Raw genomic sequence first — 24870 nt, 5'->3', positions numbered from 1 at the left:
GCAATAAGCAACTTGTATGGAGGCGCAAAAACCCTGTCTTACAAGAGACTTGGGTTACCCGACGGATCGCGTTGCAAAAGGGCCTAGCGTCTGCAAACATGCATTTGCACAGCTCAAACAAAATGCGGTCCCAATGGACATCAGACGTCTCAAATCTTTTATCGTGATCGTGGATAGCGGCAGCATAACGCGCGCCGCCGATCTACTGCATATCGCCCAACCGGCGCTCAGCCAGCAACTGGCCGCGCTGGAAGAGCATTTCGGCCAGAAGCTTCTGATCCGCAGCCAGCAAGGCGTCAGCATGACGGATGCGGGTCTCGCTGTTTACCGCCACGCCCAGATCATTCTACGTCAGATGGAGCAGGCGCAGGCGGATGCATCTGCCGCCGGTAATTCACTGGCAGGGCGCGTGTCTGTCGGGCTTGTCCCGTTCAGCAGCGCCGCGACTTTGTCCGTCGAACTCCTCGCCGAAACTCGCCGACGCCATCCTGGCATCCTGCTCCACCTCACCGAAAGCGTCGGCCAGACCTACAGCCAGATGATCATGAACGGACGGCTGGAAATGGCGCTTATCCACGGCAATGGACCGATCAAGGGCGTTCGGTTCGATCCGATCCTCAGCGAGGAATTCTATCTCGTTGCCCATCGCGATCTTGGGATCGAAGGAGACAGCAAACCTGTCCCGCTGGCCGCGCTCGATGGCGTGCCGCTTCTGATGCCGCCGCCTTACAATTTCGTTCGCCGCGCCGTGGATACCGCCTTCACTCGGACACGCAATTCGATGAAAGTCGTGGCGGAAGTCGAGATCGTGCGGACCTTGGCCCGTGCGGTGGCGGCCGGTCTGGGCGCCACTATCATGCCGAAGGCAATTGCCGACCGCATTGTGACGGAAACAAGCGAACCGCTGATCTGCCGGATCATCTCCCCGCGAATCGAGGAGACGCTGTCACTTTGCGTCTCAGATCAGAACCCGCTGTCGGAACCTGCCCTTGCGGTCAGGGACATTCTTGTCGAGCTGACTGAAGGGTTGAAGTAATAAGTAGGCGGCTCGACCGATCAGAAATTCAGCGCATGTCGTGGCAAAACTGGGCGATGCGGGCGCAGCCTTCGGTCAGCATCTCTATGCTCGTCGCGTAGGAGATGCGGAAATAGGGGCTCATCCCATAGGCCGCACCTTGAACGGTCGCAACATGATGCTCGTCGACCAACGCCATGACAAAGTCGACATCGGTCTCGATCTTGCGGCCGCCCTTGCTGGTCTTACCGATCAGGCCGGACATGTTCGGATACAGGTAAAAGGCACCTTCGGGCTTGTGGCAGCGCAGGCCTTCCACTTTTGAGAGCTTTTCGATGACGAAATCGCGCCTCTCCCGATAGATCGCCGCACGCTCCTTGAGCAGGTCCTGCGGTCCGTCGAGCGCGGCGATGGCGGCAGCCTGGGTGAGCGTCGCAGTGCCGCCGCTGTTCTGGCCATTCACATTGCTGATCGCGGCCATCAGTTCCCTGGAACCACTGGCACAGAAGCCTAGCCGCCACCCGGTCATCGCATAGGCCTTGGAGACACCGTTCATCGTCAACACGCGATCATGTAGCCTAGGCTCGACCTCTGCAATCGTGCAGAACTCGAAATCGTCATAGACCAGATGTTCGTAGATATCGTCCGTCAGGATCAACACATGCGGATGGCGCAACATCACCTGGGCAATCTCAGCCATCTCGGTGCGAGAACACGCAGCTCCTGTCGGGTTGTTGGGGAAGTTCAAGAACAGCCATTTGGTCCGCGACGTGATCGCGGCCTCTAGATCCTCTGGCCTCAGCTTGAAACCGGCCTTTTCGTAACATGGGACGGCAACGGGCACACCGCCGGCGAATTTGACGATATCGGCGTAGCTGACCCAGGATGGCGTGGGGATCAGGATCTCGTCACCGGGATTGCAGGTGGCAAGCATCGCGTTGAATATCACCTGCTTGCCGCCGCCCGATACGACGATCTGGCTGGCGTCAAAGTCAAGATTGTTGTCACGCTTGAACTTCCTGCTGATTGCCGCCTTCAGTGCCGCCGTGCCGTCCATTGGGGGATATTTGGTATCACCCTTCAGCGCTGCCACATGGGCCGCCTCAACCACATGGGTAGGCGTTGGAAAGTCGGGCTCACCGGAAGAAAGGCTCACCACCTTTATCCCCTTGGCAGCCAGTTCCCTGGCACGCTGGGTCATCGCGGCGGAGGCGGAGATGGAAACATTTTTGAGACGGTCGGCAGTGATGGACATGAACGTGATCTTTCAGTGACAGATTGAAAAAGGAGCGCCCTGCAGGCGATCGATCTTGTCTAGCTTGCGAGTTGGCCAGCCGGTGCAAGAGTGGCGCCGGCAGCTTCGATCTCGCTTCGCACGATACGGGCGAGATCCAACGCGCCAGGGGTATCGCTATGGACAAGGATTGAGCGTGCCGGCATATCGATCTGCGTGCCGGCGATCGTCTCGACGGTGCCGTCGACAAGGAAACGGTGTACACGCGCGCGGACAGAGGCTTCGTCCTTGACGAGTGCACCTGGCAGACCCCGGGCAACCAGCGCCCCGCTGGAATCATAGGCCCGGTCGGCGAGAAACAGAGCCAGCGTCTTCAAGCCGGCCCGTTTCGCCGCCTTTTCGATCTCGCTTCCGGCCGTGACGAAAATGACAAGGTCGGCATCGACAGCAGCGATCGCATTCATCATCAAATCGGCAAGAACGGGGTCGCGATTGACCATATTGCCCATAGCTGCATGAAAGCTGAAATGCCCAACACGCACGCCTTCGCTCCGCGCAATCGCGATCAGGGCACCCAACTGGTAGAGCATCTGCTGGCGCAGCTCATCCGGCTGGAAAGGCATTTCGCGACGACCAAACCCCATACGGTCCGGCAGGCCGGGATGCGCTCCGACGGCGACGCCATTCTGCTTGGCCAGCCGCACCATGCGCGCCATCGTATCGGGATCGCCACCATGAAAGCCGCAGGCGATATTGGCCGACGATACCAACTTCATCATCGCCTCGTCATCGCACAAACGGTAGGGGCCAAACCCTTCGCCCATATCGGAATTCAGATCGATTTTCATATCGTCCCCTTTTGACCCTCGTTCGCCTGCACGCTAGGCCATCACTTTCAGGGCTCGCTTAACCATCTCGGATGTAACCCTGACATCGTCGAGATACCGAGCGACGGCAAGTTCCACCGTCCGCGCCTCCGCGTGCGTTGACCGCACGAACCGTAACCGACTGCCAATTCGGGCTTGGCCGAGGCGCCAAAAATCGCATTCCATTACGCCGGCGATCTTGGGATATCCCCCAGCTGTATTGGCGTCGCTCATCTGCACGATCGGTTCGCCGCCAGGCGGGACCTGAATAACCCCGGGCACGACGCCATGGGACCTCATCTCGACTGTCTCGACCGGTATGATCGGATCACCGGACAGACGGTAACCCGTGCGATCGCTGCGCGAAGAGATCCGCCAGGTCTGATCCCAGAAAGCCTTTGCGTCCTCGGCAAAAAGCCCATGCTCTCCGGCCGGCAAGGCGCGGATCAGCAAAACACCATCGGAAGATTGGGGGAACACACGATCTAAAGCAACGGCCGGCTCCACCACGGCGATGCCCGAATCTGGCACCGGAAGATTATCTCCACCGGCACCGATGGCGATCCTATCGCCCTTCTCCAATGTCCGGCCGGCATGACCACCAAAGCCCCCGCGGAGCGAGGTACTGCGCGATCCCATGATCGATGGAACGTCCAGACCGCCGGCGACGCAGACGTAGGCGCGCGCCAGTTTCGGCGGCTGCCTGATTTCAAGAACCTGACCTGCTTCGACACGATAGGCACACCAGGCAAGCAGTTCGACACCGTCCAAAAATGGATTGCCATCCGTGCCGGAGACGACGAAGACAGCGCGCTTGTCAAACCGTAAACGAAACGGAAAGGTCTGGATTTCCAGCGCCGCCGAACCTCCATGATTGCCAGCAAGGCAATTGCCAATCCTGACAGCAAGCGGATCCATCGCGCCACTGGCCGAGACACCGATATCGCGGTAGCCGGGACGCCCGAGGTCCTGGACAGCGTTGAACGGGCCGGTTTCGATAACCTCGATCATAGGTCGATCCTCGTGGGCACGAACCGAACAATATCGCCTGGTGCCATCAAGGCCGGCGTTGCCGACCGCGGGTCGAACATCTGCAATTCGGCAAAGCCTATGGAGTTCCAGCCGTTCGGGCCCGTCAACATGGCAACACCGGTCTGCATGCCGCCGATTGTCACGCATCCCTTGGCCATCTTGAGCGACGGAACGGTCTTGCGCGGCATGTAGATGCGCGGATCGAGACCGTGAAGATAGCCGAAGCCGGGTGCGCTCCCCAGAGCGAAGACCCGATAGATCGCTTCATGATGGATACGGATCACTTCCCGATCCGTAAGCCCGGAGAAATCGCACAGCGCCGCCAGATCCGTTGCGAACTCCCCGCCATACTGGACAGCGATCTCGATGGTCTTTCCGGCGAGATCGATGCTGGGGGCAACGTCCCAAGCTTCCGACAGCCGCAATACAACACCCTCTGGATCCTCGGGCGTTTCCGTGAGGATCGCCAGCAAATTGGTCATACCGGGAATGATTTCCGCCAGATCCGGCCAACCTTTCAGCGTTTGCGACAGTGCCCAGATCCGGCGCTGGGACGCGAGGTCGAAATCGCCAGGTGCCTCCAGCAGGAAGGATCGGGTGCCGATCGACGAAATGCGAGGGCGGCCCTTGCTGGCGGGAATGATCTCGTTTGGTGACACATGGTGTTTCAGCATGGCTGTCATGACTGGGGCTCGATCTCGAAAAGGGCATCGCCAAAACCGACCAATGCATTCGCCTCAACACGCAGTTTGGTCAAAAGCCCGGCTCGGCCGGCAGTCAGGGGCAGAAGAACGAGACCGATCCGTAGGAAACCCAATACCTCGGTCCCGGAAATCAATCTCGGCAACTCAGTTGACGTTCCGGAAATGCGGACATGCGAAAAGCACACCACCCCGGCCATGGGTGCCTTGACGATAAATGCCGGTGCGGTTGCCACGACTGTCGGGCGTACTTCGCCATCAGGAGCGATCATCAGGCGCAGGCTCCCCGACGCGGCGGAGATTTCGATACCGCCCACCCCGGCCGCCGTGAGCGCGTCGGTCAGGAATGCTATGGTTTTCGGATCGCTGAAATCGATCGCGCTCATAGCGTTCTCCGCAGCGTCAACCATTTTTCAAGATAGTGGATGTCCGTCTCGCCGTCCGCGAAGGAGCGATCCTCGAACAGGGCACGCAAGAAGGGGATATTTGTGGAGATCCCGTCCACCCGTGTCGCCGCAAGCGCCCCGCGCATTGTCTCCATCGCTTGCGCTCGCGTCGGAGCATGAACGATGATCTTAGCGATCAGCGAGTCGTAGTATGGCGAGACTTTATAACCCGCATGGATATGTGTATCGACGCGGACCCCCTCACCCATCGGCCAGTCAAGACCGGTGATCACGCCGGCCGACGACATGAAACTCTCGGGATCCTCGGCATTGATACGGCATTCGAAGGAATGCCCTTTGCAGTTGATATCCGCCTGGGTCAGTGCCAGCGGCAAACCCTGAGCGACCTTAATCTGTTCCTGGACGATATCGATACCGGCCGTCAGCTCGGTAACGGGATGCTCGACCTGAAGTCGCGTGTTCATTTCGATGAAATAGAACGCATTGTCCTCGTAGAGAAATTCGAAGGTCCCCACGCCGCGGTACCCGATCTGGCGGCAAGCCTGCACGCAGGCCTCGCCGACGGGTGCGATGATCTCCGGCGCCACGCCGGGTGCCGGGGCTTCCTCCACGACCTTCTGATGACGGCGCTGCATCGAGCAATCGCGATGTCCGAGCCAGACTGCATTGCCGTGGCTGTCGCACAGGACCTGGATTTCGATATGGCGTGGATGCTGGAGGAACTTCTCCACATAGAGAGCTGGGGAGCCGAAGGCCTGTCGTGCTTCTTCCCGCGTGAGCGCGATGGCGTCGTGCAGCAGTCCGGCCTCCGGAACGACGCGCATGCCGCGCCCGCCACCGCCACCGGCCGCCTTGATGATGACGGGGTAGCCGATGTCTAGCGCGATCTGCTCGACCGCCACAGCTTCTTCGGGAAGCGCTGTATCGGGACCGGGAACGCAAGGCACACCGGCCGCGATCATCGCCCGCTTCGCTGAAATCTTATCACCCATGGTGGCGATCGATTTGGCATCAGGCCCGATAAAGACAAAACCTGCTTTTTCCGCTGCATCCGCGAAGGCAGAATTTTCCGATAGAAAACCGTAGCCAGGATGAATGGCCCCCGCCCCGGTGAGGCGTGCAGCCAGAAGGATGGCATCCATGTTCAGATAGCTCTTTGCTGCGCTGGATGGCCCGATGCAGAGGAAGCGGTCGGCCGCCTTGACATAGAGTGCTTCGCGGTCTGCTTCCGAGCAAACTGCCACCGTCTTCACACCGAGATCGCGGCACGCGCGCTGGATCCGAACCGCGATTTCGCCGCGGTTGGCAATAAGGACGCTATCGAAGCGCGGTCCTGTCGCTGAGTTCTTGTGTAACGGTTGGGACATCAGGCGATCTCCGCAAGCACGTCACCGGTCTCAACCTCTCCGCCGTCAATGTCGGTGAGGTAGGCAATGCGCCCAGAGCGCGGCGCCGCAATGCTATTGAACACCTTCATCGCCTCGATAACAAACAAGGTCTGGCCTTCTTCCACCTGTTCGCCCAAGCTGACGAACGGCGCTTGCCCTGGTGCCGGGCTCCGATGCAAAATGCCAAAAACTGGCGCCCTAACCGCTACTGCTTTGTTCTCTGGGGCGTCCGCAGCGTCGGTCGGAGTGCCGGAGACGCCTTGAGGTTCACGAACACGGGCGCCCGGCGCGGTGGGGGACGCGGAGCGGCCGAAAATGCGGACTGTCAGGTCCTTTTCGGTCACTGACAGTTCGGTGATATTCGATCGTCCGACAAAGTCGATGAGGGTCTTTATCTTAGACAGGTCCATAAGCGTGCCCGACGTTTCAGGAAGGCTGCGACCGACCTCGGTTTGGCCGGGCCGGTTTCAACTGCCTTCTTCCGTAGCACGAGCTTTCTCTCGATGGGGTCAGACGAAGTTTTGATGGACCGGGTTCACCCGTCGCCAACACCCAGGAAATCTGGCGATCGCCGTCAGATGACTTTCGTCAGCTCCCATGTCCAATGATGGAAGTATCTTCGTCGGCAATTGGCCCAATTCAGCTGACTATACAAACGTTGCCGTCGTCATCGGAGCTGGGTGAAAATGCCCCGATGACGCAGCGTCGGTAACTACTTGGTCGCCGATACGGCCTTGGCAGCTTGGTCAATGGTATCCGCGATGGCCCTGGGCTGGGTCATGAACAAGGCGTGGCTTGCGGACACCTTGGTGATCTTGGCCTTGATGCGTTCGGCCATATGGATCAGCATGGCCTGGTCAAATGCCTTGTCTTCGGTGGCAATCACCGCCCAGCTGGGCTTGGTATGCCAGGCAGCATTTTCGAGCTTCGTGCCGAAAGCCGACATGTTGATCGGGACCTGTGAGTCCCTCATCAACGCAACCTCGGCATCGCTGACGTCATGCGCGAAACCAGCCTTGAATTTGTTCGGGCTTACATAACCAAAGCCGTCCTTCGTCGTCTCGATGACAAATTCGGATGCAGGTGCGAAGCCTTCATATTGTTGAGCCGTTGTCTCGCCGGCATCCGGGGAGAGAGCAGAGACATAGACGAGGCCCGCAACCTTGGCATCGACACCAGCTTCCGTGATGACCGTGCCGCCCCAGGAATGCCCGACCAGAATCGCCGGTCCATCCTGCCGTTCGAGCGCGCGTTTTGTAGCCGCGACATCGTCTTCGAGAGAGGTCAGGGGGTTCTGGACAATGGTGACGCGATAGCCGCGCGCCGTCAGGTTGTCGTAGACACCTTTCCAGCCGGAGCCGTCGGCAAAAGCGCCATGGACGAGGACTACATTTTTTACGGCCTGGTTCTGGGGGACTGTGTCGGCCGCGTGCACCTGCAGTGCTGCGGACATTGCGGCTGCGGCAAGCGCGGAAGCGACGGTTGTGGTCATGCGTGTCATGGCTTTCTCCTCGGTGTTTGTGCGATAACTATTATCGCGATATGTGTAAATAGTCAGATTGCAATTCATCCGTCAAGATAATTCTTATCGCGATATTGGTTTCGGCGATGCCATTGGGTATATTGACGTCGTACAGGAGATCAAAATGACAAAGCCACACAACGATCCGCCCCCCCTGCAAGAGCAACTATGCTACGCAATCTACACGACAGGCATCGCCATCCAGCGTGCCTACAAGCCCCTCCTCGATGCGTTGGGCCTGACTTACCCCCAGTATCTCGTGCTCAACGTGCTGTGGGCCGAAGATGGGCAGACCGTGGGGGCCATTGCCAACGCCCTTGCGCTCGAATCGAGTACACTGACGCCGCTCCTGAAGCGCCTTGAGACAGCCGGCTTGCTGCGCAGGACCCGAAATCTCAGCAACGAGCGGCAGGTGGTCATTTCGCTGACCGAAGAAGGCCGCGCATTGCAGCACGGCGCAGGGTGTCTCAGCGACACCTTGCTCGCAGCCTCGACCCAGACGCCGCAAGAATTGGCGAAACTGAACCGCGACATGCGCTATCTCCGCAACGCGATCTATTCGCAAATCGGCGGGTGGGACGCACCCGCCTGACTTGCTGAGACATATTTGTTGCTCATGCCGTGGGGACCGTTCCTCCATCAATCGTGTATTCGGTACCGGTAATCGAAGCAGCCCGGTCGGAGGCGAGGAATGCAATCAGGTTTGCGACCTCTTCCGGCTTTGCCGGACGACCGAGCGGAATGCCGCCCAGTCCGTCCATGATAATCTTCTTGCCACCCTCGAGGTCTGTCCCCGCCTGTTTGGCCAGGCGCTCGGCGAGATGAACCGAGGCTTCCGTTTCAATCCAACCGGGCGACACCCGAACCACCCGGACACCCTTCGGTGAGACCTCCTTGGACATCGCCTTGCTATAGGTCGAGAGAGCGGCCTTGGCTGCAGCATAGGCGGTCGTCGATTCCGGGAGCGGCAATACTCTCTGAATGGATGTGACATGCACAACCACACCGCTTCCTCTGGCGACCATGTCCGGAACCAGTGTCCGATCCAGTCGCACAGCTGGAAACAGATTGAGCGACAACTCTTTCCACCAGTCGTCATCCGACAGTGCCGCGAATCCGCCCCCGGCTGCGGAGGAGCCCCCCAGCATATGGACAATGACATCGACGCCGCCGAGGCGTTGGCGCGCTGTTTCTGCGACCATTGTGCATCCCTCTTCGGTTGTCAGGTCCGCCTCGACGAAGAGGTCTTCCGGCAGATTTTCCGGACGCGCCCGCGCCGTCGTCAGCACTTGCACGCCAAGTTCGCGAAACAGGCTGACAGTTGCGGCACCGGCTCCTTTCGTTCCGGCCGTAACGAGCGCGCGTTTGCCTTTCAGGTTGAGAAAATCGGTCATGACCGGATCTCCAGCCTGATGATCTTTTCGTCCTTGATCGTGAAGGCGTGGGTGAGCACTACAGGGCTACCGGTAAACTGGCCGCTGACACTCGCGCGGACGAATGCCTTGTCGCCATCGACGGTGGATTCGAGCGGTTCGGCGATGTATTGGGTCGCCTTCTTCGCGGACAACCACCATTGACGGATTGCGACGGAGCCCTGATGGCGGGCGTTCTCGTCCTCGACCACCGCATCGGCGGCAAGCGTGTTCAACAGCGCCTCGGCATCATTGCGCCTGTCGGCATCAAAATACATGGTCACAATATCTGGCATCATCTCACGTCTCTCCTTGTGGACTGACCTGAGAGTTAGCCCTCGACCATTGATTATATAAGTGGGATAGATCGGCATGCGGAAATGAACAGATCGGGACAATGGAGCAGGCCAATCTAAAGGAGCTGGAAGCGGTCATCGCGATTGCCCGGCGCGGGACATTCCGAGCAGCGGCGATCGACCTCGGCATGTCATCGACTGCGCTCAGCCACACGATCGGCCGGCTTGAGGCGAGCCTAGGCGTGCGATTATTCAACCGCACCACACGCAGTGTCTCGCTAACGGATGCTGGCAGGCTCTTCATGCAGCAGGTCGCACCTTCGCTGCAGGATCTCCACGCGGCGCTGGAAACGGTACGTTCGCAACGCGAGACACCTTCGGGAACGATACGCATCAACGCGGCACCTTTTGCAGCACGCGCCATTATCTCACCGCTGGTGCTTGAGTTCCTGCGCCGCCATCCGGACATGAACGTCGATATCGTTACAGAAGGCAAGATGGTCGATATCGTCAGGGACGGGTTCGATCTTGGTGTGCGGGTTGCTGGCCTCGTTCCCACCGACATGATTGCCGTGTCCCTCGGTCGACCTCAGCGCCACGCCGTGGTCGGTTCGCCGGAATATTTCGAGCAACACGGTAAACCTCTCGTACCCCCGGACCTTCTTCATCACAGGTGCATTCGCGTTCGGCTACCGGATGGCTCCCTGTTTCGATGGCGGTTTGAAAAAGATGGAGAAGCGGTCCAAATCGATGTGCAGGGTCAAGCCACCCTCGATGAGGCCAGCCTCGTGAAGATCGCCGTGCTCGAAAGCACGGGGTTGGGCTACACGATGGAACAGGAAGTTCTCAACGACATTGAGGCGGGGCGCCTTGTCCGAGTTCTGGAAGATTGGACCCCGCCCTATCCGGGGCTTTGCTTGTATTATCCTGGGCGCCGAAATCTATCGGCTGGGGTCAGAGCGTTCCTCGAACTGGCTCGCGATCACTCGCGACGACAGGTCAAGTGATCATGACAACGTCTCAACCTGCCATCTCGCCGGCACGGAACGTGCCTGACCAATACTGCGGCGCCACGGCCAAATCCGCCCCTCTCAAACCAAAAACCCGTCGTCGGCTTGGCGAATGAGACAATTCATAACAGATTGAAATTATTGGGGAGAAGCGCCACTACGAAATCGAAGCGGTACTTGGGTTTCTTCACTGCCGATCGTCGGATGGTTAACCAAATCTGACCGGAAATGCATTTCTCAGTCAAAAGACCCGCAGCGCAACATTATCGCTCCTGCAACACAGTCATATTGCCACATTGACCTACTGATTCCAAGAGTGCAGCGATCACTAACGAAAAAAATACGTAAGTTCGATGCTGAGCGTAGCTTCCAGTAAATGCAGAAGCCAGCAGATGGTCCGTCATCCGTTCGACATCCCGCACGCCCCGGAAAAAGGCTTGTAATTTCCCAGCCGGCGCATTTGAGAAGACTTACCCGCGCGGCTGCAATCGGTCGGCGCGGACGCCGTGGCGACCCTGTCATCCGGCGTTTCCGGTTATTGTGGTCAACCACGCTCATGTCCGCGCCTATGTCCATGCGATCAGTCGACGGGCCAAGGCCCACGCGATCGATGCGCGCTGATCGCCGCGGTCTCGACCGGTGGCAGATCGTATCACTTGCATGCCTCGCCCATTGGACCCGGAACCCCGGCAGATGGAGTGCCAAGCGCTTCATCGGGCGGTCGGGGCAATGTGCCCGCCTTGTTGTTCATGGCAGGCTCATCGCCAGCCCTCACAACCCTGTGCTCAAGGCCTTTAGAAACCGTCTATTTGCATCACGTGAACCCAGGAGTATCGTCGCCACCACAGGAAAACTGCTGACCTCCTCGACGCCATCATCCGGGAAGAAAAGCCATGGCACAACGCCTGACTGCCAAGACGGTCGCCCCCTCGGGCATTGGCCATAGGCCCGCCGATGTGCGCGCCGCACCTCACATCTCGATGCAGGCGTACCGGCCATTTCAAGCGGCCCCGGGGCAGTTTCGGCAGGAACGAGATGGGCCGCAGTTGCGAAACAGTGCGCCAACTCAAACCCTCAGACGCTCGACACTTGACCGGTCGCGTTCCGCCGGCCTGCGCCTCTCCCCTTGTAACTTAGATTTTGCCGTTTCTGGTATAGTGCTGGTTGCGGTCGCGGACGGGAGACCGGCCCCCCTCTGGGATGCCAAGCCCGTGAGTGAGCAAGGGTCCTCGTCCGCCGTTCCATCGAACCCAAACAGTCGCTTGGGCCGCTCGAAGCGAAGCCCGCTTGCGCAAGGATGGGATAGGGTGGACGCTCTCTATATTGGTATCGACGTTTCGAAAGATCGTCTGGATGTCGCCGCAAACACCCCCTCGATAGCCCCTACCCATGTCCCGCGCGATCATGGCGGACTGGCCGATCTGGTCGAGCGCTTGAAGCCGCTTCAGGCCGAACGGATTGCTATCGAGGCGACCGTTGGAACTTGCCGAAATCGATCAGGACATCGACGATACCATCCGCCGATTGCCTAACTGGCTCGACAAAGTCGAGCTCATGAAGTCGATCCCTGGCATTGGCGACCAGATCGCCCGCACGCTGATTGCCGAATTGCCGGAACTCGGCACGCTCGACCGACGCCAGGTCGCCGCACTGGTCGGCCTTGCTCCCTGGACACGTCAATCCGGCCAATGGCGCGGCAAGAGCTTTATCGGTGGAGGCCGCGCTAGCGTTAGAACGGCGCTCTACATGGGCGCACTCGTTGCCGCGCGCCACAATCCAACCCTCAAAACCTTCCGTGACTGCCTCGTCGCTCAGGGAAAGCCAAAGCTCGTCGCTATCATCGCCGTCGCTAGAAAGCTCATAACCATCCTCAACGCTCTCGTCAGGGACAATCAATCATGGCGCGAACAAAACGCTTGACTGGCAAGACAGTCGCTCACTCCGCTTTTTTGCGCCACCCAGTGCGATGGTCTCCCCCGGGATCTGGCAGCGCCCTGTGCGGCAACCTTCCGTCACGATCGTGCGCGCACAGATCGGCAATCCATCGAACCGGAGCCCGCTGACCTTCGTCGATCTGGCGCGACATCCTCAGATCGTCCTCTTTGATGGAAATCCGGTCCGCTGTCGACTCACCTGTCGGCTCATGCCTGTTGACAGCTGTCAACATCTCCACCGCGAGGACAAGCATGAGCGAACAGCCCCTGCCCTCCCTTGAGCTCTCACACCATTTCAGCCAGGCGCTCAACACAAACGCGGATAGTCGGCACTACATCTGTGAGCACTTTTTAACGGTCGCAGACCATAGTGCACCACAACTCTGGCGAGACGTCTTTCAGCGTTTTCTTTCATGCGATATATTGACAAATGCCGAGTGAGATTTTAATCCTGACGAAATTCGATATTCATCACTCCTCAGGAAAACCTATGCCCCAGACGCTCGAAGCCGATCAGGAACAGGTTCGCAGTGACAACGTCACGCGCATTCTGGCAGCCGCCGAGCGGCTGTTCCGGCACTACGGATATGCAAAGACAACCGTCGCCGACATCGCCAAGGACCTCGGCATGTCGCCCGCCAATATCTACCGCTTCTTCGCCTCGAAGGTCGAGATCCACCAAGCCCTCTGCGCCCGTATGCTGAATGAGAGCCTGGAGCTTGCAAAGGCATGCGCGGACCTCCCGCTCAGTGCCGAGGAACGGCTGCGCCGCTATTCGTTGGGCCACTATCAGTATACGGTCGAGACCATGCTTGATGCCGAGAAGGTGCATGAGATGGTAATCGTTGCCATCGAGCGAGACTGGCACGTCGTTGATGAGCACATCGACCAACTCCAGGCCATTGTGCGCGGCATCATCGCCGACGGAATGACAAGGGGCGAATTTGCAGCGGGTGATGCGGAACTCGCTACGCGCTGCTTTGGGGCCGCTACGTCAGCACTGCATCATCCACAACTCGTCGCCCAATGTATCGGCAAGGCCAATAGAGCCAGCGCCGCAGAACTGACTGAGTTTGCCATCCAGGCCTTGAAGGCCTGACCCGAGCGGGCGGCAAGCGCTCAAGCCGGCATTTTTTGTGTTTTAGGAGAGTATGTTCATGAGATCGCGTTCATTCGAATTGCCGAATTCCAGCCGCAGCATTGGATCGGCGCTCGCCCATGTGCTCGCACCGCTTATGGTCACACTCGCCTTGGTCTCCTGCTCGGACGATAAGGCAGAGGTCAGCGAGCCGCCAGCGCTGCGCCCCGTCAAGATCGTCGAGGTCAACGCCGCCTCACCTGCCCGGGAAATGCGCTATTCCGGCGCCGTCAAGGCGCGGAGCGAGGCCGCAGCCGGCTTCCGTGTCGCCGGCAAGATCATCGAGCGCAATGTCGATATCGGCGACAGGGTCAACCCGGGTGACGTTCTGGCACGGATCGATGCGACGGATTATGAATTGCAGCTGCGTAGCGCCGAAGCCAGCCTTGCGTCGGCCCAACGTCAGGTCGAGACCACCGAATTTGCCCTGACGCGCGCCGAGGCGCTTTACAAGCAACAGGTGACCACAAAGGCGCAGCTCGAACAGGCGCAGCTTTCCTACAACCAGGCGACGGCCACCCGCGACAGTGCCCGCTCGACCCTTGAGCAAGCCCGCAACCAGGTTGGCTACGGCGAGCTCAAGGCTGACAAGCCGGGCATCGTAACCGCGATCAATGCGGATGCAGGGCAGGTCGTGTCAGCCGGCAGCCCTGTTGTCACGGTGGCCGCCGACGGTGAGAAGGAAGTGCTGATTGCCGTACCCGAGAACGAGATTTTTGCATTTTCCAACGGCAAGATCGTTGACGTGACGTTCTGGTCGAATGCTGGCGTCACGCTCAAAGGCACAGTCCGCGAGGTTGCCGGCTCTGCCGATGCCAGCTCCAGGACATTCGCCGTTCGCATCGCACTTCCCGAAGACGCGCGCGTGCTGCTCGGCATGACCGCCGGCGTGATCGCGACAACGCCAACCGCCGACAATCATTTTAGCCTGCCGCTCTCGGCTTTGGCGCGCGATCCCGCCCAGCAGACAATCGTCTGGACCGTAGAGCGCCTTGATGGCACCGTGCATGCACGGCCGGTTAAGGTCGCCGAGTTCACCGATCTCGGCATCAAGATCTCCGATGGCATCCGTCCGGGCGACCTCGTAGTCGCGGCGGGTACGCAGTTCATGACAGAGGACATGAAGGTCAAGCTTCCAGAAGGCGTCATGACACATTCGGCCGAAGTCGCGGAGCCTGCCATCACCGGCAGCACCAGCGAAACGCCCTGATCGCTTCCTTTCCCTTTCCCGTTCCTCCCGCGCGGACCATTGCCATGAACACCCCACCCGTCGACCACGGCTCTTTCAATCTGTCGCGTTGGGCAATCGGCCACCCCAGCATGGCTCGCTTCCTCTTTGGTCTCATTCTGATTGCCGGCCTGTTCGGGCTGATGCGCATGGGCCAGAAGGAAGACCCTGACTTTACCTTCCGCGTCATGGTCGTGCAGGCCTTCTGGCCGGGCGCGTCGATCACCGACATGCAGGATCAGGTGGTCAACAAGATAGAACGCAAGCTGCAGGAAACGCCCTATCTCGACTGGGTGAAATCCTACACCCGCGCCGGATCGGCAATCATCACGCTTCAGGTCAAGGGAAATACCGACGCTCAGGACGTGGCGGATGCCTTCTATCAGGTGCGCAAAAAGGTCAGCGACATCGAAAACGAGCTGCCGGAAGGCCTGCTTGGTCCCTATTTCAATGACGAGTTCGGCGACACCTATATCACGCTCTATTCGCTGACCGGCGACGGCTACAGCTATCCGGAGCTGAAGAAATACGCGATCCAGGCCCGCGACGTGCTTCTGTCCACTGCCGGTGTCGAGAAGGCCGTGGTCCTTGGGGATCAGCCGCAGAAGATCTTTATCGAGGTCTCCTCGAAAGCGCTGGCCGAACGTGGCCTGACGTTTACCAATCTGCAGGACGCACTGGCCGGCCAGAACGCGATCGACGCCACCGGCTCGATCGACACGGGCGAACGCTCCGTGCGTATTGCCGTCGATGGCGGCTTCAGTGCCGCGGAAGACATCCGCGAACTCCGCCTCAAGGCGGGAGACCAGATCACGCGCCTTGGCGACATAGCCACCGTCACCGAAGGCCTCGAGGACCCTTATCAGCGCAAGTTCCGTTTCAACGGTCAGGATTCCGTCCAGGTCGGCGTCGTCATGAGCAAAGGTTTCAAGGTTACCGATGTCGGCAAGGCAGTGGAAGAAACGCTTTCGCGCTTTGAAGTGAGCCTGCCCCTCGGCGTCGAAGTCTCGCAGATCTCGAACCAGCCTGAAGTTGTCGAGGACGCCGTCGGTGAATTCATGAAGGCGCTCGGCGAGGCACTGTTGATTGTGCTTGTCGTGTCGTTCATCTCGATCGGCTGGCGCTCCGGCCTAGTCATCGCCATAGCCATCCCGCTGGTCCTCGCGGCGACGTTTGCCGTCATGTATCAGGTCGGCCTCGACCTGCAGCGTATCTCGCTCGGCGCGCTGATCATCGCCCTCGGACTGCTGGTCGACGATGCAATGATCGTCGTCGAACTGATGGAGCGAAAGCTGGAGGAGGGAATGAACAAGCTCGATGCGGCGAGTTTCGCCTATACATCGACCGCCTTCCCGATGCTGACCGGCACCCTGATTACCATTGCCGGTTTTATCCCAGTCGGCTTTGCCGAATCCACCGCTGGAGAATATGTCCGCTCGCTGTTCTACGTTGTCGGCATATCACTTGTGATTTCCTGGTTCGTGGCTGTCTATTTCACACCCTGGCTGGGCTACATGATTCTTAAGCAGAGACACCATGTCGGCAGCCATCACGACGCCTTCGACACACCTTTCTACCATCGCCTGCGCGCCACCGTCAGCTGGGCCGTCACGCACCGGATCATCGTGATCCTTGTCACGCTGGGGGCATTCGTCACCAGCCTCTGGGCCTTCCAATTCATTCCGCAGAACTTTTTCCCACAGTCGTCGCGCCCGGAAATCCTTGTTGATCTCTGGCTTCCGGAGGGAACCTCGATTTCCGAAGTGGAACGCCAGGCGACGATCCTTGAAGACCGGATCCTGAAGGAAGACGGTCAACGTTTCGTGGCGACTTATATCGGTGAGGGGGCACCGCGTTTCTTCCTGCCTTTGGATCAGCAACTGCGCAATCCGAATTACGCCCAGCTTCTCGTCATGGCCAAGGATGAAGACAGCCGCGAACAACTGATCACCAAGATCCGCGCCATGCTCGCCACCGACTTCCCCGACATCCGCGGCAAAGTCGACCGTCTGTTCCTCGGCCCTCCGACAGGCTGGCCTGTTCAGATGCGCGTATCGGGACCTGACCGTGCAGAGGTCCGCCGGATTGCCGACGAGGTCAAGAAGACCTTCAATGCCAATCCGGTGCTGGAGGCTGTTCACGATGACTGGCTTGAGCCGGTCCCGGCGATGAAGCTGGTGGTCGATCAGGATCGCGCACGCGCACTCGGCGTCACTTCGCAGCGGCTTCGTCAGATGCTGCAGGCAACAATGAGCGGCGCGCCGCTCGCCGATGTGCGGGCAGGGGAGGAGACAATTTCGATTGTTGCCCGCGAACCAGAGGAAAGTCGCAAGCTGTTGACAGCTGTCAACTCGATCTACATTCCGACCGACAACGGCGCATTCGTGCCCTTGTCCCAAGTCGCCAAAGTCATGCCGACAATGGAACAGGGCATCGAATGGCGCCGCAATCGCCTGCCAACGATTACGGTCCGCGCCACCCTTCCCGACGGCGTTCAGTCGAACGACGTGACGATGAAGATGTTTGCCGAGCTTCAGCCCCTGCGCGATCGCCTTCCACCCGGCTACCAGGTGGAAATCCAGGGCGGGGCTGAAGACAGCGCCGAAAGCCAGAATTCGATTGCCGCCAAAGCACCGATCATGCTGTTGGTCATCGTCGTTCTCCTGATGATCCAGCTCCAGCATTTCGGCAAGGCAATGCTGGTGCTGGCAACCGGGCCGCTCGGCATCATCGGGGCATCCGCCGCACTGCTCATCTCCGGAGCACCCTTCGGGTTCGTGGCTATCCTGGGCGTTATCGCTCTTCTCGGGATCATCATCCGCAATTCGATCATCCTGATCGACCAGATCGACCAGGACATCGCGGCCGGCATGGAACGGTCCGAAGCGATCATCGGCTCCGCTGTCCGGCGTTTCCGCCCGATCATGCTGACAGCCCTGACGGCCGTCCTTGCTCTGATCCCGATCTCGCGCGGAATTTTCTGGGGACCGCTCGCCTATGCAATGATGGGCGGCATCCTGGTGGCCACTGTCTTGACCATTCTGGTTCTGCCGGCCGCCTACTCCCTGTTTTTCGGTCGCACTTCCCCAATGCCCGCGACCGAATAGGGGCGGGAGGGGACCCCAAGCCCCTCCCGACTTCTCATTTTCTTGACCAATTGATCAAACCGCGAGACATGGTAAAATCGCTGTCAAGACGAGCCAAGGCTGGTTTCCGATTTGCGACGCCATCTCGCGAAGCCCTTGGAAACAAATGCTTCTATCATATCACTAAAACGAATTTCGTTCGTCTAGCATACAAATTAAATGTGCAAATTTTGCGCTGTCATTGGCGAATTCCGCCAAATTCCCGCCTAAAATGAAGTGATATTGCGGCAGAATCTCTCTTTACAACGTTTTTTAAGCCGATATGACGTTGATCATGCGGGCCTTGACGTCCGGCACATGCGCTGGCCTCTTTACGACAGCCATCGCGTTATCGCCGTTTGGGTACGCCGGAAGGAGGATCTACACCTCGTTCTGCAAAACACTGGGTGCGAAACACGCACCACGGAACCAAAAGAACCGGCGACCGGACAGTCATGGTCCAACGCCACTGGGAGACTGCTCATGAAATACAAGTTTGGCTTTGCCGCCGCAGCACTGCTCGCGGCTACGTTCCTTTCCAGCGCCGCCAGCGCCAAGACCTTTGTCTATTGCTCGGAAGGTTCGCCGGAAGGCTTCGACCCGGGCATGTACACCGCGGGCACGACATTCGATGCATCCGCCCATCCGGTCTACAGCCGCCTGATGGAATTCAAGCCGGGCACGACCGAAGCGGAAGCCGGACTGGCTGAAAGCTACACCGTCAACGCCGAAGGTACCGAATACACCTTCAAGCTGCGTCCAGGCGTCAAGTTCCACACCACCGAATTCTTCACGCCGACCCGCGAATTTAACGCAGACGACGTGATCTTCTCGCTGGACCGTCAGCTGAAGGCTGATCATCCGTGGAACCAGTATGTTGCGGGCACATCCTGGGAATATGCCGCCGGCATGGGCTTCCCGGAACTGATCAAGTCGATCGAAAAGGTCGATGACCTGACGGTCAAGATCACGCTCAACAAGCCAGAAGCACCGTTCCTCGCCAACCTGGCGATGCCATTCGCCTCGATCCTGTCGAAGGAATATGCCGACAAGCTCGAAGCTGACGGCAAGAAGGAACAGCTGAACCAGATGCCGATCGGCACCGGTCCGTTCTCCTTCGTCGGTTACCAGCAGGATGCCGTCATCCGCTTCAAGAAGAACGCCGACTATTGGGGTGGCGCACCGAAGATCGACGATCTCGTCTTCGCAATCACCACCGATGCTGCCGTTCGCTACCAGAAGCTCAAGGCTGGCGAATGCCACCTGATGCCGTTCCCGAATGCTGCTGACGTCGCCGCGATGAAGACCGACGACACCCTGACCGTCATGGAACAGGAAGGCCTCAACGTCGCCTATCTGGCCTACAACACGACACAGGCTCCGTTCGACAAGCCGGAAGTCCGCAAGGCACTGAACCAGGCGATCAACAAGCCGGCCATCGTCGATGCCGTCTTCCAGGGCATGGCAACGCCTGCCAAGAACCCGATCCCGCCGACAATGTGGTCCTACAACGAAGCCACGCAGGATGATGCCTACGATCTCGACGCCGCCAAGAAGGCGCTCGAAGCTGCCGGCGTCAAGGATCTGTCGATGAAGATCTGGGCGATGCCGGTATCGCGTCCCTACATGCTGAACGCCCGTCGTGCGGCCGAAATCATGCAGGACGACTTTGCCAAGATCGGCGTCAAGGTCGAGATCGTTTCCTACGAATGGGCCGAATATCTCGACCGTTCGAAGGCCAAGGATCGTGACGGCGCTGTCATGCTCGGCTGGACCGGCGACAATGGTGACCCGGACAACTTCCTTGACACCCTGCTCGGCTGCGAAGCCGTGGGCGGCAACAACCGCGCTCAGTGGTGCAACGAAGAGTTCAACGCTTTGGTGAAGAAGGCCAAGGTCACGTCCGATCAGGCTGAACGCACCAAGCTTTACGAAGAAGCCCAGCTGGTCTTCAAGCGCGAAGCACCATGGGCCACCATCGACCACTCCCTGTCCGTCGTACCGATGCGCAAGGAAGTCTCTGGCTTCGTTCAGAGCCCGCTTGGCGACTTCACCTTCGAAAACGTCGACATCGCCGAGTAATCGGATCCGAGACGCATTCGCCGCGGGTTTAAAACCCGCGGCGTTTCTCGTTAAGCGCCACCGGACAAAATCCGGCGATCTCCACGGTTCGAAACCCGATACGGCTTTTCGAGGGACCGAAGAGGCGACAAGCCCACGGTCCGACTTTCATAAGAAAAACAACAGGTCTCCTACATGTTTGGCTTTCTCTTGCGGCGGCTTGCCGTCTTGATCCCGACCTTCATCGGGGTATCGATCATAGCCTTCGCCTTCATCCGGCTTTTGCCGGGCGATCCCGTCGCGCTGCTGTCCGGCGAACGCGTCATGTCGCCCGAGCGGCATGCGGAAATCAGCGCCAATCTCGGCCTCGACCGGCCGATTGTCGTCCAGTATTTCGACTATATAACCGGCGTTCTCACGGGTGATTTCGGCACGTCAATCGTCTCGAAGAGCCCGATCATCGATCAATTCTTCGCTCTATTCCCGGCGACCGTCGAACTATCCTTCTGTGCGATCATGATTGCCATCGCCATCGGCGTACCGGCCGGCATCATCGCAGCGATCAAACGCGGTTCGGCCTTTGACCAGACGATGATGGGTATCGCGCTTGTCGGCTATTCGATGCCGATCTTCTGGTGGGGCCTGCTGTTGATCATCCTGTTTTCCGGCATCCTTCAATGGACACCGGTTTCAGGCCGTATCTCGCTGATGTTCTTCTTCCCGCCCGTTACCGGTTTCATGCTGATCGACAGTCTGCTGTCGGGGCAAAAGGGCGCCTTTACCTCGGCCCTCAGCCACCTGATCCTGCCGTCGATCGTGCTCGCCACCATTCCGCTGGCCGTCATCGCGCGCCAGACGCGGTCTGCCATGTTGGAAGTGCTGTCGGAAGACTATATCCGAACAGCCCGCGCCAAGGGACTTTCGCCGTTCCGCGTGGTCGGTCTGCATGCGCTTCGCAATGCGATGATCCCAGTCATCACCACGATCGGCCTGCAGATCGGCGTCATGCTTGCCGGCGCCATTCTGACCGAAACGATCTTCTCCTGGCCGGGTATCGGCAAATGGATGGTCGACAGTGTTTTCCGACGCGATTATCCGGTGATCCAGGGCGGTCTGCTTCTCATTGCCGGCATCATCATGGTCGTCAACCTGATCGTTGATCTGCTGTATGGCCTGATCAATCCGCGCATCCGCCACTAGAAGGATAAAATCCCATGGCTGAGACAACTCAAAGCCAGCCGGTCACCACAGCGGCGATGCGCCGCCAGATGCTGGCCGAGTTCTGGTTCTACTTCTCCGAAAACCGTGGCGCCGTCATCGGCCTCGTCGTTTTCATCGCCCTTGTGCTGATCGCGGTCTTTGCGCCGCTGGTCGCGCCGCATTCGCCGTTCGAACAGTATCGCGAGGCCATCCTCCTGCCGCCAGCATGGCTGGAAGGCGGAAGCTGGAGCTACCCTCTCGGGACCGATCCGGTCGGTCGCGATATCCTGTCGCGCCTGATCTACGGGTCACAGTATTCGCTGTTCATCGGCGTGTTCGTCACCACGCTTTCACTAACCACCGGCATCGCAATCGGCGTGATCGCCGGCTATTACGGTGGCTGGCTCGATACGACGATCATGCGCCTGATGGACATCGTCCTGGCATTTCCGTCGCTGCTTCTGGCGCTGGTGCTGGTGGCAATCCTCGGACCCGGCCTGACCAATGGCATGATCGCCATTGCGCTGACGCTGCAGCCGCATTTCGTTCGCCTGACGCGCGCCGCCGTGATGTCGGAAAAGACCCGAGACTATGTGACGGCAGCACGGCTTGCCGGGGCAGGGCCATTCCGCCTGATGTTCCGCACCATTTTGCCGAACTGCATGGCGCCGCTGATCGTTCAGGCGACGCTGTCGTTCTCGAACGCGATCCTCGATGCCGCAGCACTGGGTTTTCTCGGCATGGGCGCCCAGCCGCCAGCACCGGAATGGGGGACGATGCTTGCTGAAGCGCGCGAATTCATCCTGCGTGCCTGGTGGGTCGTCACTTTCCCGGGCCTTGCCATCCTGATCACGGTTCTGGCCATCAACCTGATGGGCGATGGCCTGCGCGACGCGCTTGACCCCAAGCTGAAGAGGTCCTGACATGGCACTTCTCGATATCCAAAATCTCACCGTCGAGTTCGAAACAGCATCCGGCTGGTTCAAGGCGGTGGATGGCGTCTCGCTCTCGGTCGACGCTGGCGAAGTGCTTGCTATCGTTGGCGAAAGCGGCTCTGGCAAGTCGGTCGCCATGCTTGCCGTCATGGGCCTTTTGCCCTGGACAGCAAAGATCACCGCTGATCGCATGTTGTTTCTCGGCCGCGACATCCAGGGCATGTCACCGTCGGATCGGCGCAAGCTGATCGGCAAGGATGTGGCGATGATCTTCCAGGAACCGGTCGCCAGCCTCAATCCGTGCTTCACGGTCGGCTTCCAGATCGAGGAAGTGCTGAAACTGCATATGGGCATGGGCGCCAAGGAACGCCGCGCGCGCGCCATCGAGCTGTTCAAGCTCGTCGGCCTGCCGGATCCGGCAGAACGCCTCAACCACTTCCCCCACCAGATGTCGGGGGGACAATGCCAGCGCGTGATGATCGCCATGGCAATCGCCTGCAATCCGAAGCTCCTGATCGCCGACGAACCGACGACGGCACTTGATGTGACGATCCAGAAGCAGATCCTCGATCTCTTGATGCAGCTGCAGGTCGAGACCGGCATGGGCCTGATCATGATCACCCATGACATGGCGGTGGTGGCCGAAACGGCCGACCGCGTCATCGTCCAGTACAAGGGCAAGAAGATGGAGGAGGCAGACGTGCTATCCCTGTTCGAGGCACCGAAGAACGCCTATACAAAGGCGCTTCTGTCAGCCCTTCCTGAGAATGCCACCGGCGACCGGCTGACCACGGTGTCCGACTTCATGGCGGCCGCCCAGACGACGGGAGGTGCAGCATGAGCATCGCAAGCGAAACAACCGGCGCTACACCCATGCTGGAAATCCGCGACATTAAGCGCGACTATCATGTACCGCAGGGCTTCCTGAAGGCAGACAAAACCGTGCACGCGGTCAAGGGCGTGTCGTTCAAGCTCGAAACCGGCAAGACGCTGGCAATCGTCGGTGAAAGCGGCTGCGGCAAGTCGACCCTTGCCCGCATCCTGACCTTCATCGATGAACCAACCGGCGGCGAACTGCTGATCGAAGGCAAGAAAGTCGATACCCGTCCTGGCTATCTGACAGCCGAGATGCGCCAGAAGGTGCAGATCGTCTTCCAGAACCCGTATGGATCGCTCAACCCGCGCCAGAAGATCGGTGACGTGCTGGGCGAACCGCTGCTGATCAACACTAAAATGACCGCATCGGAGCGCCGCGACCGTGCCAACGAGATGTTGGTCAAGGTCGGCCTCGGCCCGGAGCATTATAACCGCTATCCGCACATGTTCTCCGGTGGACAGCGCCAGCGCATCGCAATTGCCCGGGCGCTGATGCTCAACCCGAAGCTTCTGGTGCTCGACGAGCCTGTCTCCGCACTCGACCTGTCCGTTCAGGCACAGGTTCTGAACCTGCTTGCCGACCTGCAGGAAGAGTTCGGCCTGACTTACGTCTTTATCAGCCACGACCTCTCGGTCGTGCGCTACATCGCCGACGAAGTAATGGTCATGTATTACGGCGAAGCGGTGGAGTACGGGACACGCGACGCCGTATTTTCTGCGCCGCAGCATGAATATACCCGCACCTTGTTTGCCGCGACCCCGCGCGCCGATGTCGACTCGATCCGCGCGCGCATGGCGAAACGCGGCAAGCTTGTCAGCGCCGGCTAACCGATCAACGCAGAACAATCAGGGGAAGGGCGCCGGTGGCGCCCTTTTCTATTCCGGCAGATGACCGTAGGACATCTTCGGGCTGTCGAAGACCATGGTCGATCGAATCGTCTTGATCTCTGCCAGATGATCGAATTCCTGCCAGATCAGGCGCTTATAGTCGGCCATGTCACGCACCGAGATCTTGAGCAGGAAATCAAAATCTCCAGCCACCGCGTGGATCTCGACCACTTCCGGCAAGCGGCCGACCATCTGGATGAAGCGATCACCCACCTGTGGCGTGGTCCGGTCCAGCGTGATTTCCACATAAGCCTGAAGGCCCAGACCGACACGGGCCGCGTCGATGATCACCGCCTGACGGATAATGCCACTATTGTAGAGGCGCGCCAGCCTGCGCGACAAAGGCGCGGCCGTCAGGCCAACTCGATCGGCAAGCTCGGCATTGCTGAGGCTTGCATTGTCCAGCAGGCATTGGATAATCCGACGATCCGTACGATCGAGGTCAATGGGATGATCAACTGTCATGGCGCATTGTTGACCATATTCGAGCAATTTTCTAGCTCAATTAGAATTAACCGCGCAATTTTATACAACTCCATGACTACGACGATTAAAAATCGTGGAGGACTTTGCGCCTGCGAATCGTTATGATTTGCCCAACC

General features: G+C 59.2%; 22 protein-coding genes and 1 pseudogene. 12 read left to right on the top strand and 11 right to left on the bottom strand.

The window, feature by feature from the left end; genetic code table 11:
* Positions 1-133 precede the first annotated feature (133 nt).
* Entirely contained in the window at positions 134-1036 is a 903-nt protein-coding gene (gene nac, locus LQ231_RS25290) for a nitrogen assimilation transcriptional regulator NAC (protein ID WP_113139785.1), read from the top strand.
* Positions 1037-1064: 28 nt separating this feature from the next.
* On the opposite strand, the gene LQ231_RS25285 is transcribed toward nac, so the two are convergent.
* The 8 genes from LQ231_RS25285 to LQ231_RS25250 form a co-directional block, all read right to left on the bottom strand.
* Positions 1065-2270 (bottom strand): pyridoxal phosphate-dependent aminotransferase, encoded by a 1206-nt coding sequence (locus LQ231_RS25285; RefSeq protein WP_230174874.1) that lies wholly within the window; start codon positions 2268-2270, stop codon positions 1065-1067.
* A gap of 59 nt (positions 2271-2329) precedes the next feature.
* A complete protein-coding gene (locus tag LQ231_RS25280; protein WP_230174873.1) occupies positions 2330-3097 on the bottom strand; it encodes a 5-oxoprolinase subunit PxpA in 768 nt (255 codons plus the stop codon).
* Positions 3098-3130: 33 nt separating this feature from the next.
* Positions 3131-4126 (bottom strand): biotin-dependent carboxyltransferase family protein, encoded by a 996-nt coding sequence (locus LQ231_RS25275; protein ID WP_230174872.1) that lies wholly within the window; start codon positions 4124-4126, stop codon positions 3131-3133.
* Positions 4123-4830, bottom strand: coding sequence for a 5-oxoprolinase subunit PxpB (gene pxpB / locus LQ231_RS25270; RefSeq protein WP_230174871.1), 708 nt, complete (start codon positions 4828-4830; stop codon positions 4123-4125). Before pxpB ends, LQ231_RS25275 begins: the two co-directional genes overlap by 4 nt.
* On the bottom strand, positions 4827-5234 hold the full coding sequence (locus LQ231_RS25265; protein ID WP_230174869.1) for an acetyl-CoA carboxylase: 408 nt from the start codon (positions 5232-5234) through the stop codon (positions 4827-4829). The genes pxpB and LQ231_RS25265 overlap by 4 nt, the downstream gene beginning before the upstream one ends.
* Positions 5231-6622, bottom strand: a complete 1392-nt coding sequence (gene accC / locus LQ231_RS25260; protein WP_230174867.1) for an acetyl-CoA carboxylase biotin carboxylase subunit — start codon at positions 6620-6622, stop codon at positions 5231-5233. The genes LQ231_RS25265 and accC overlap by 4 nt, the downstream gene beginning before the upstream one ends.
* The gene (locus LQ231_RS25255; protein ID WP_230174865.1) at positions 6622-7053 is read right to left on the bottom strand and encodes an acetyl-CoA carboxylase biotin carboxyl carrier protein subunit; all 432 of its coding nucleotides are present in this window, start codon (positions 7051-7053) and stop codon (positions 6622-6624) included. The genes accC and LQ231_RS25255 overlap by 1 nt, the downstream gene beginning before the upstream one ends.
* Positions 7054-7355: 302 nt before the next feature.
* A complete protein-coding gene (locus LQ231_RS25250) occupies positions 7356-8144 on the bottom strand; it encodes an alpha/beta hydrolase (RefSeq protein WP_230174863.1) in 789 nt (262 codons plus the stop codon).
* A gap of 145 nt (positions 8145-8289) precedes the next feature.
* On the opposite strand from LQ231_RS25250, the gene LQ231_RS25245 reads away from it, so the two are divergent.
* Positions 8290-8757, top strand: a complete 468-nt coding sequence (locus LQ231_RS25245) for a MarR family transcriptional regulator (protein WP_230174861.1) — start codon at positions 8290-8292, stop codon at positions 8755-8757.
* 22 nt (positions 8758-8779) lie between these two features.
* On the opposite strand, the gene LQ231_RS25240 is transcribed toward LQ231_RS25245, so the two are convergent.
* On the bottom strand, positions 8780-9559 hold the full coding sequence (locus LQ231_RS25240) for an SDR family oxidoreductase (protein ID WP_230174859.1): 780 nt from the start codon (positions 9557-9559) through the stop codon (positions 8780-8782).
* On the bottom strand, positions 9556-9876 hold the full coding sequence (locus tag LQ231_RS25235) for a nuclear transport factor 2 family protein (protein ID WP_230174857.1): 321 nt from the start codon (positions 9874-9876) through the stop codon (positions 9556-9558). Before LQ231_RS25235 ends, LQ231_RS25240 begins: the two co-directional genes overlap by 4 nt.
* Before the next feature lie 98 nt (positions 9877-9974).
* On the opposite strand from LQ231_RS25235, the gene LQ231_RS25230 reads away from it, so the two are divergent.
* From LQ231_RS25230 to LQ231_RS25185, 10 genes and pseudogenes are all read left to right on the top strand, one after another.
* Positions 9975-10880 carry a LysR family transcriptional regulator gene (locus LQ231_RS25230; protein ID WP_230174855.1) on the top strand — a complete coding sequence of 302 codons (906 nt, stop codon included), beginning with the start codon at positions 9975-9977 and terminating at the stop codon, positions 10878-10880.
* 1317 nt (positions 10881-12197) lie between these two features.
* A pseudogene (locus LQ231_RS25225) lies at positions 12198-12803 on the top strand (transposase); the annotation flags it as partial.
* Positions 12804-13307: 504 nt separating this feature from the next.
* Positions 13308-13916, top strand: a complete 609-nt coding sequence (locus tag LQ231_RS25220; protein WP_230174852.1) for a TetR family transcriptional regulator — start codon at positions 13308-13310, stop codon at positions 13914-13916.
* Positions 13917-14052: 136 nt separating this feature from the next.
* Positions 14053-15165 carry an efflux RND transporter periplasmic adaptor subunit gene (locus LQ231_RS25215; protein ID WP_230175066.1) on the top strand — a complete coding sequence of 371 codons (1113 nt, stop codon included), beginning with the start codon at positions 14053-14055 and terminating at the stop codon, positions 15163-15165.
* A gap of 44 nt (positions 15166-15209) precedes the next feature.
* A complete protein-coding gene (locus LQ231_RS25210) occupies positions 15210-18290 on the top strand; it encodes an efflux RND transporter permease subunit (RefSeq protein WP_230174849.1) in 3081 nt (1026 codons plus the stop codon).
* 501 nt (positions 18291-18791) lie between these two features.
* Positions 18792-20390 carry an ABC transporter substrate-binding protein gene (locus tag LQ231_RS25205; RefSeq protein ID WP_113139801.1) on the top strand — a complete coding sequence of 533 codons (1599 nt, stop codon included), beginning with the start codon at positions 18792-18794 and terminating at the stop codon, positions 20388-20390.
* A gap of 174 nt (positions 20391-20564) precedes the next feature.
* Positions 20565-21569 carry an ABC transporter permease subunit gene (locus LQ231_RS25200; RefSeq protein ID WP_113139802.1) on the top strand — a complete coding sequence of 335 codons (1005 nt, stop codon included), beginning with the start codon at positions 20565-20567 and terminating at the stop codon, positions 21567-21569.
* Positions 21570-21583: 14 nt separating this feature from the next.
* On the top strand, positions 21584-22492 hold the full coding sequence (locus tag LQ231_RS25195) for an ABC transporter permease subunit (RefSeq protein WP_113139803.1): 909 nt from the start codon (positions 21584-21586) through the stop codon (positions 22490-22492).
* Between the two features lies 1 nt (position 22493).
* Positions 22494-23345, top strand: coding sequence for an ABC transporter ATP-binding protein (locus LQ231_RS25190; RefSeq protein WP_230174847.1), 852 nt, complete (start codon positions 22494-22496; stop codon positions 23343-23345).
* Positions 23342-24208: a dipeptide ABC transporter ATP-binding protein gene (locus LQ231_RS25185; protein ID WP_230174845.1), complete on the top strand. Its 867-nt coding sequence runs from the start codon at positions 23342-23344 to the stop codon at positions 24206-24208. Before LQ231_RS25190 ends, LQ231_RS25185 begins: the two co-directional genes overlap by 4 nt.
* A 48-nt stretch (positions 24209-24256) precedes the next feature.
* On the opposite strand, the gene LQ231_RS25180 is transcribed toward LQ231_RS25185, so the two are convergent.
* Positions 24257-24733: an Lrp/AsnC family transcriptional regulator gene (locus tag LQ231_RS25180; RefSeq protein WP_113139806.1), complete on the bottom strand. Its 477-nt coding sequence runs from the start codon at positions 24731-24733 to the stop codon at positions 24257-24259.
* Between the last annotated feature and the right edge of the window lie 137 nt (positions 24734-24870).

The organism is Rhizobium sp. CECT 9324, assembly GCF_918741265.1.
GTDB lineage: Bacteria > Pseudomonadota > Alphaproteobacteria > Rhizobiales > Rhizobiaceae > Allorhizobium.
Note: the sequence above shows the minus strand (reverse complement) of the source record. Positions and strands in the feature narration are given on the sequence as shown.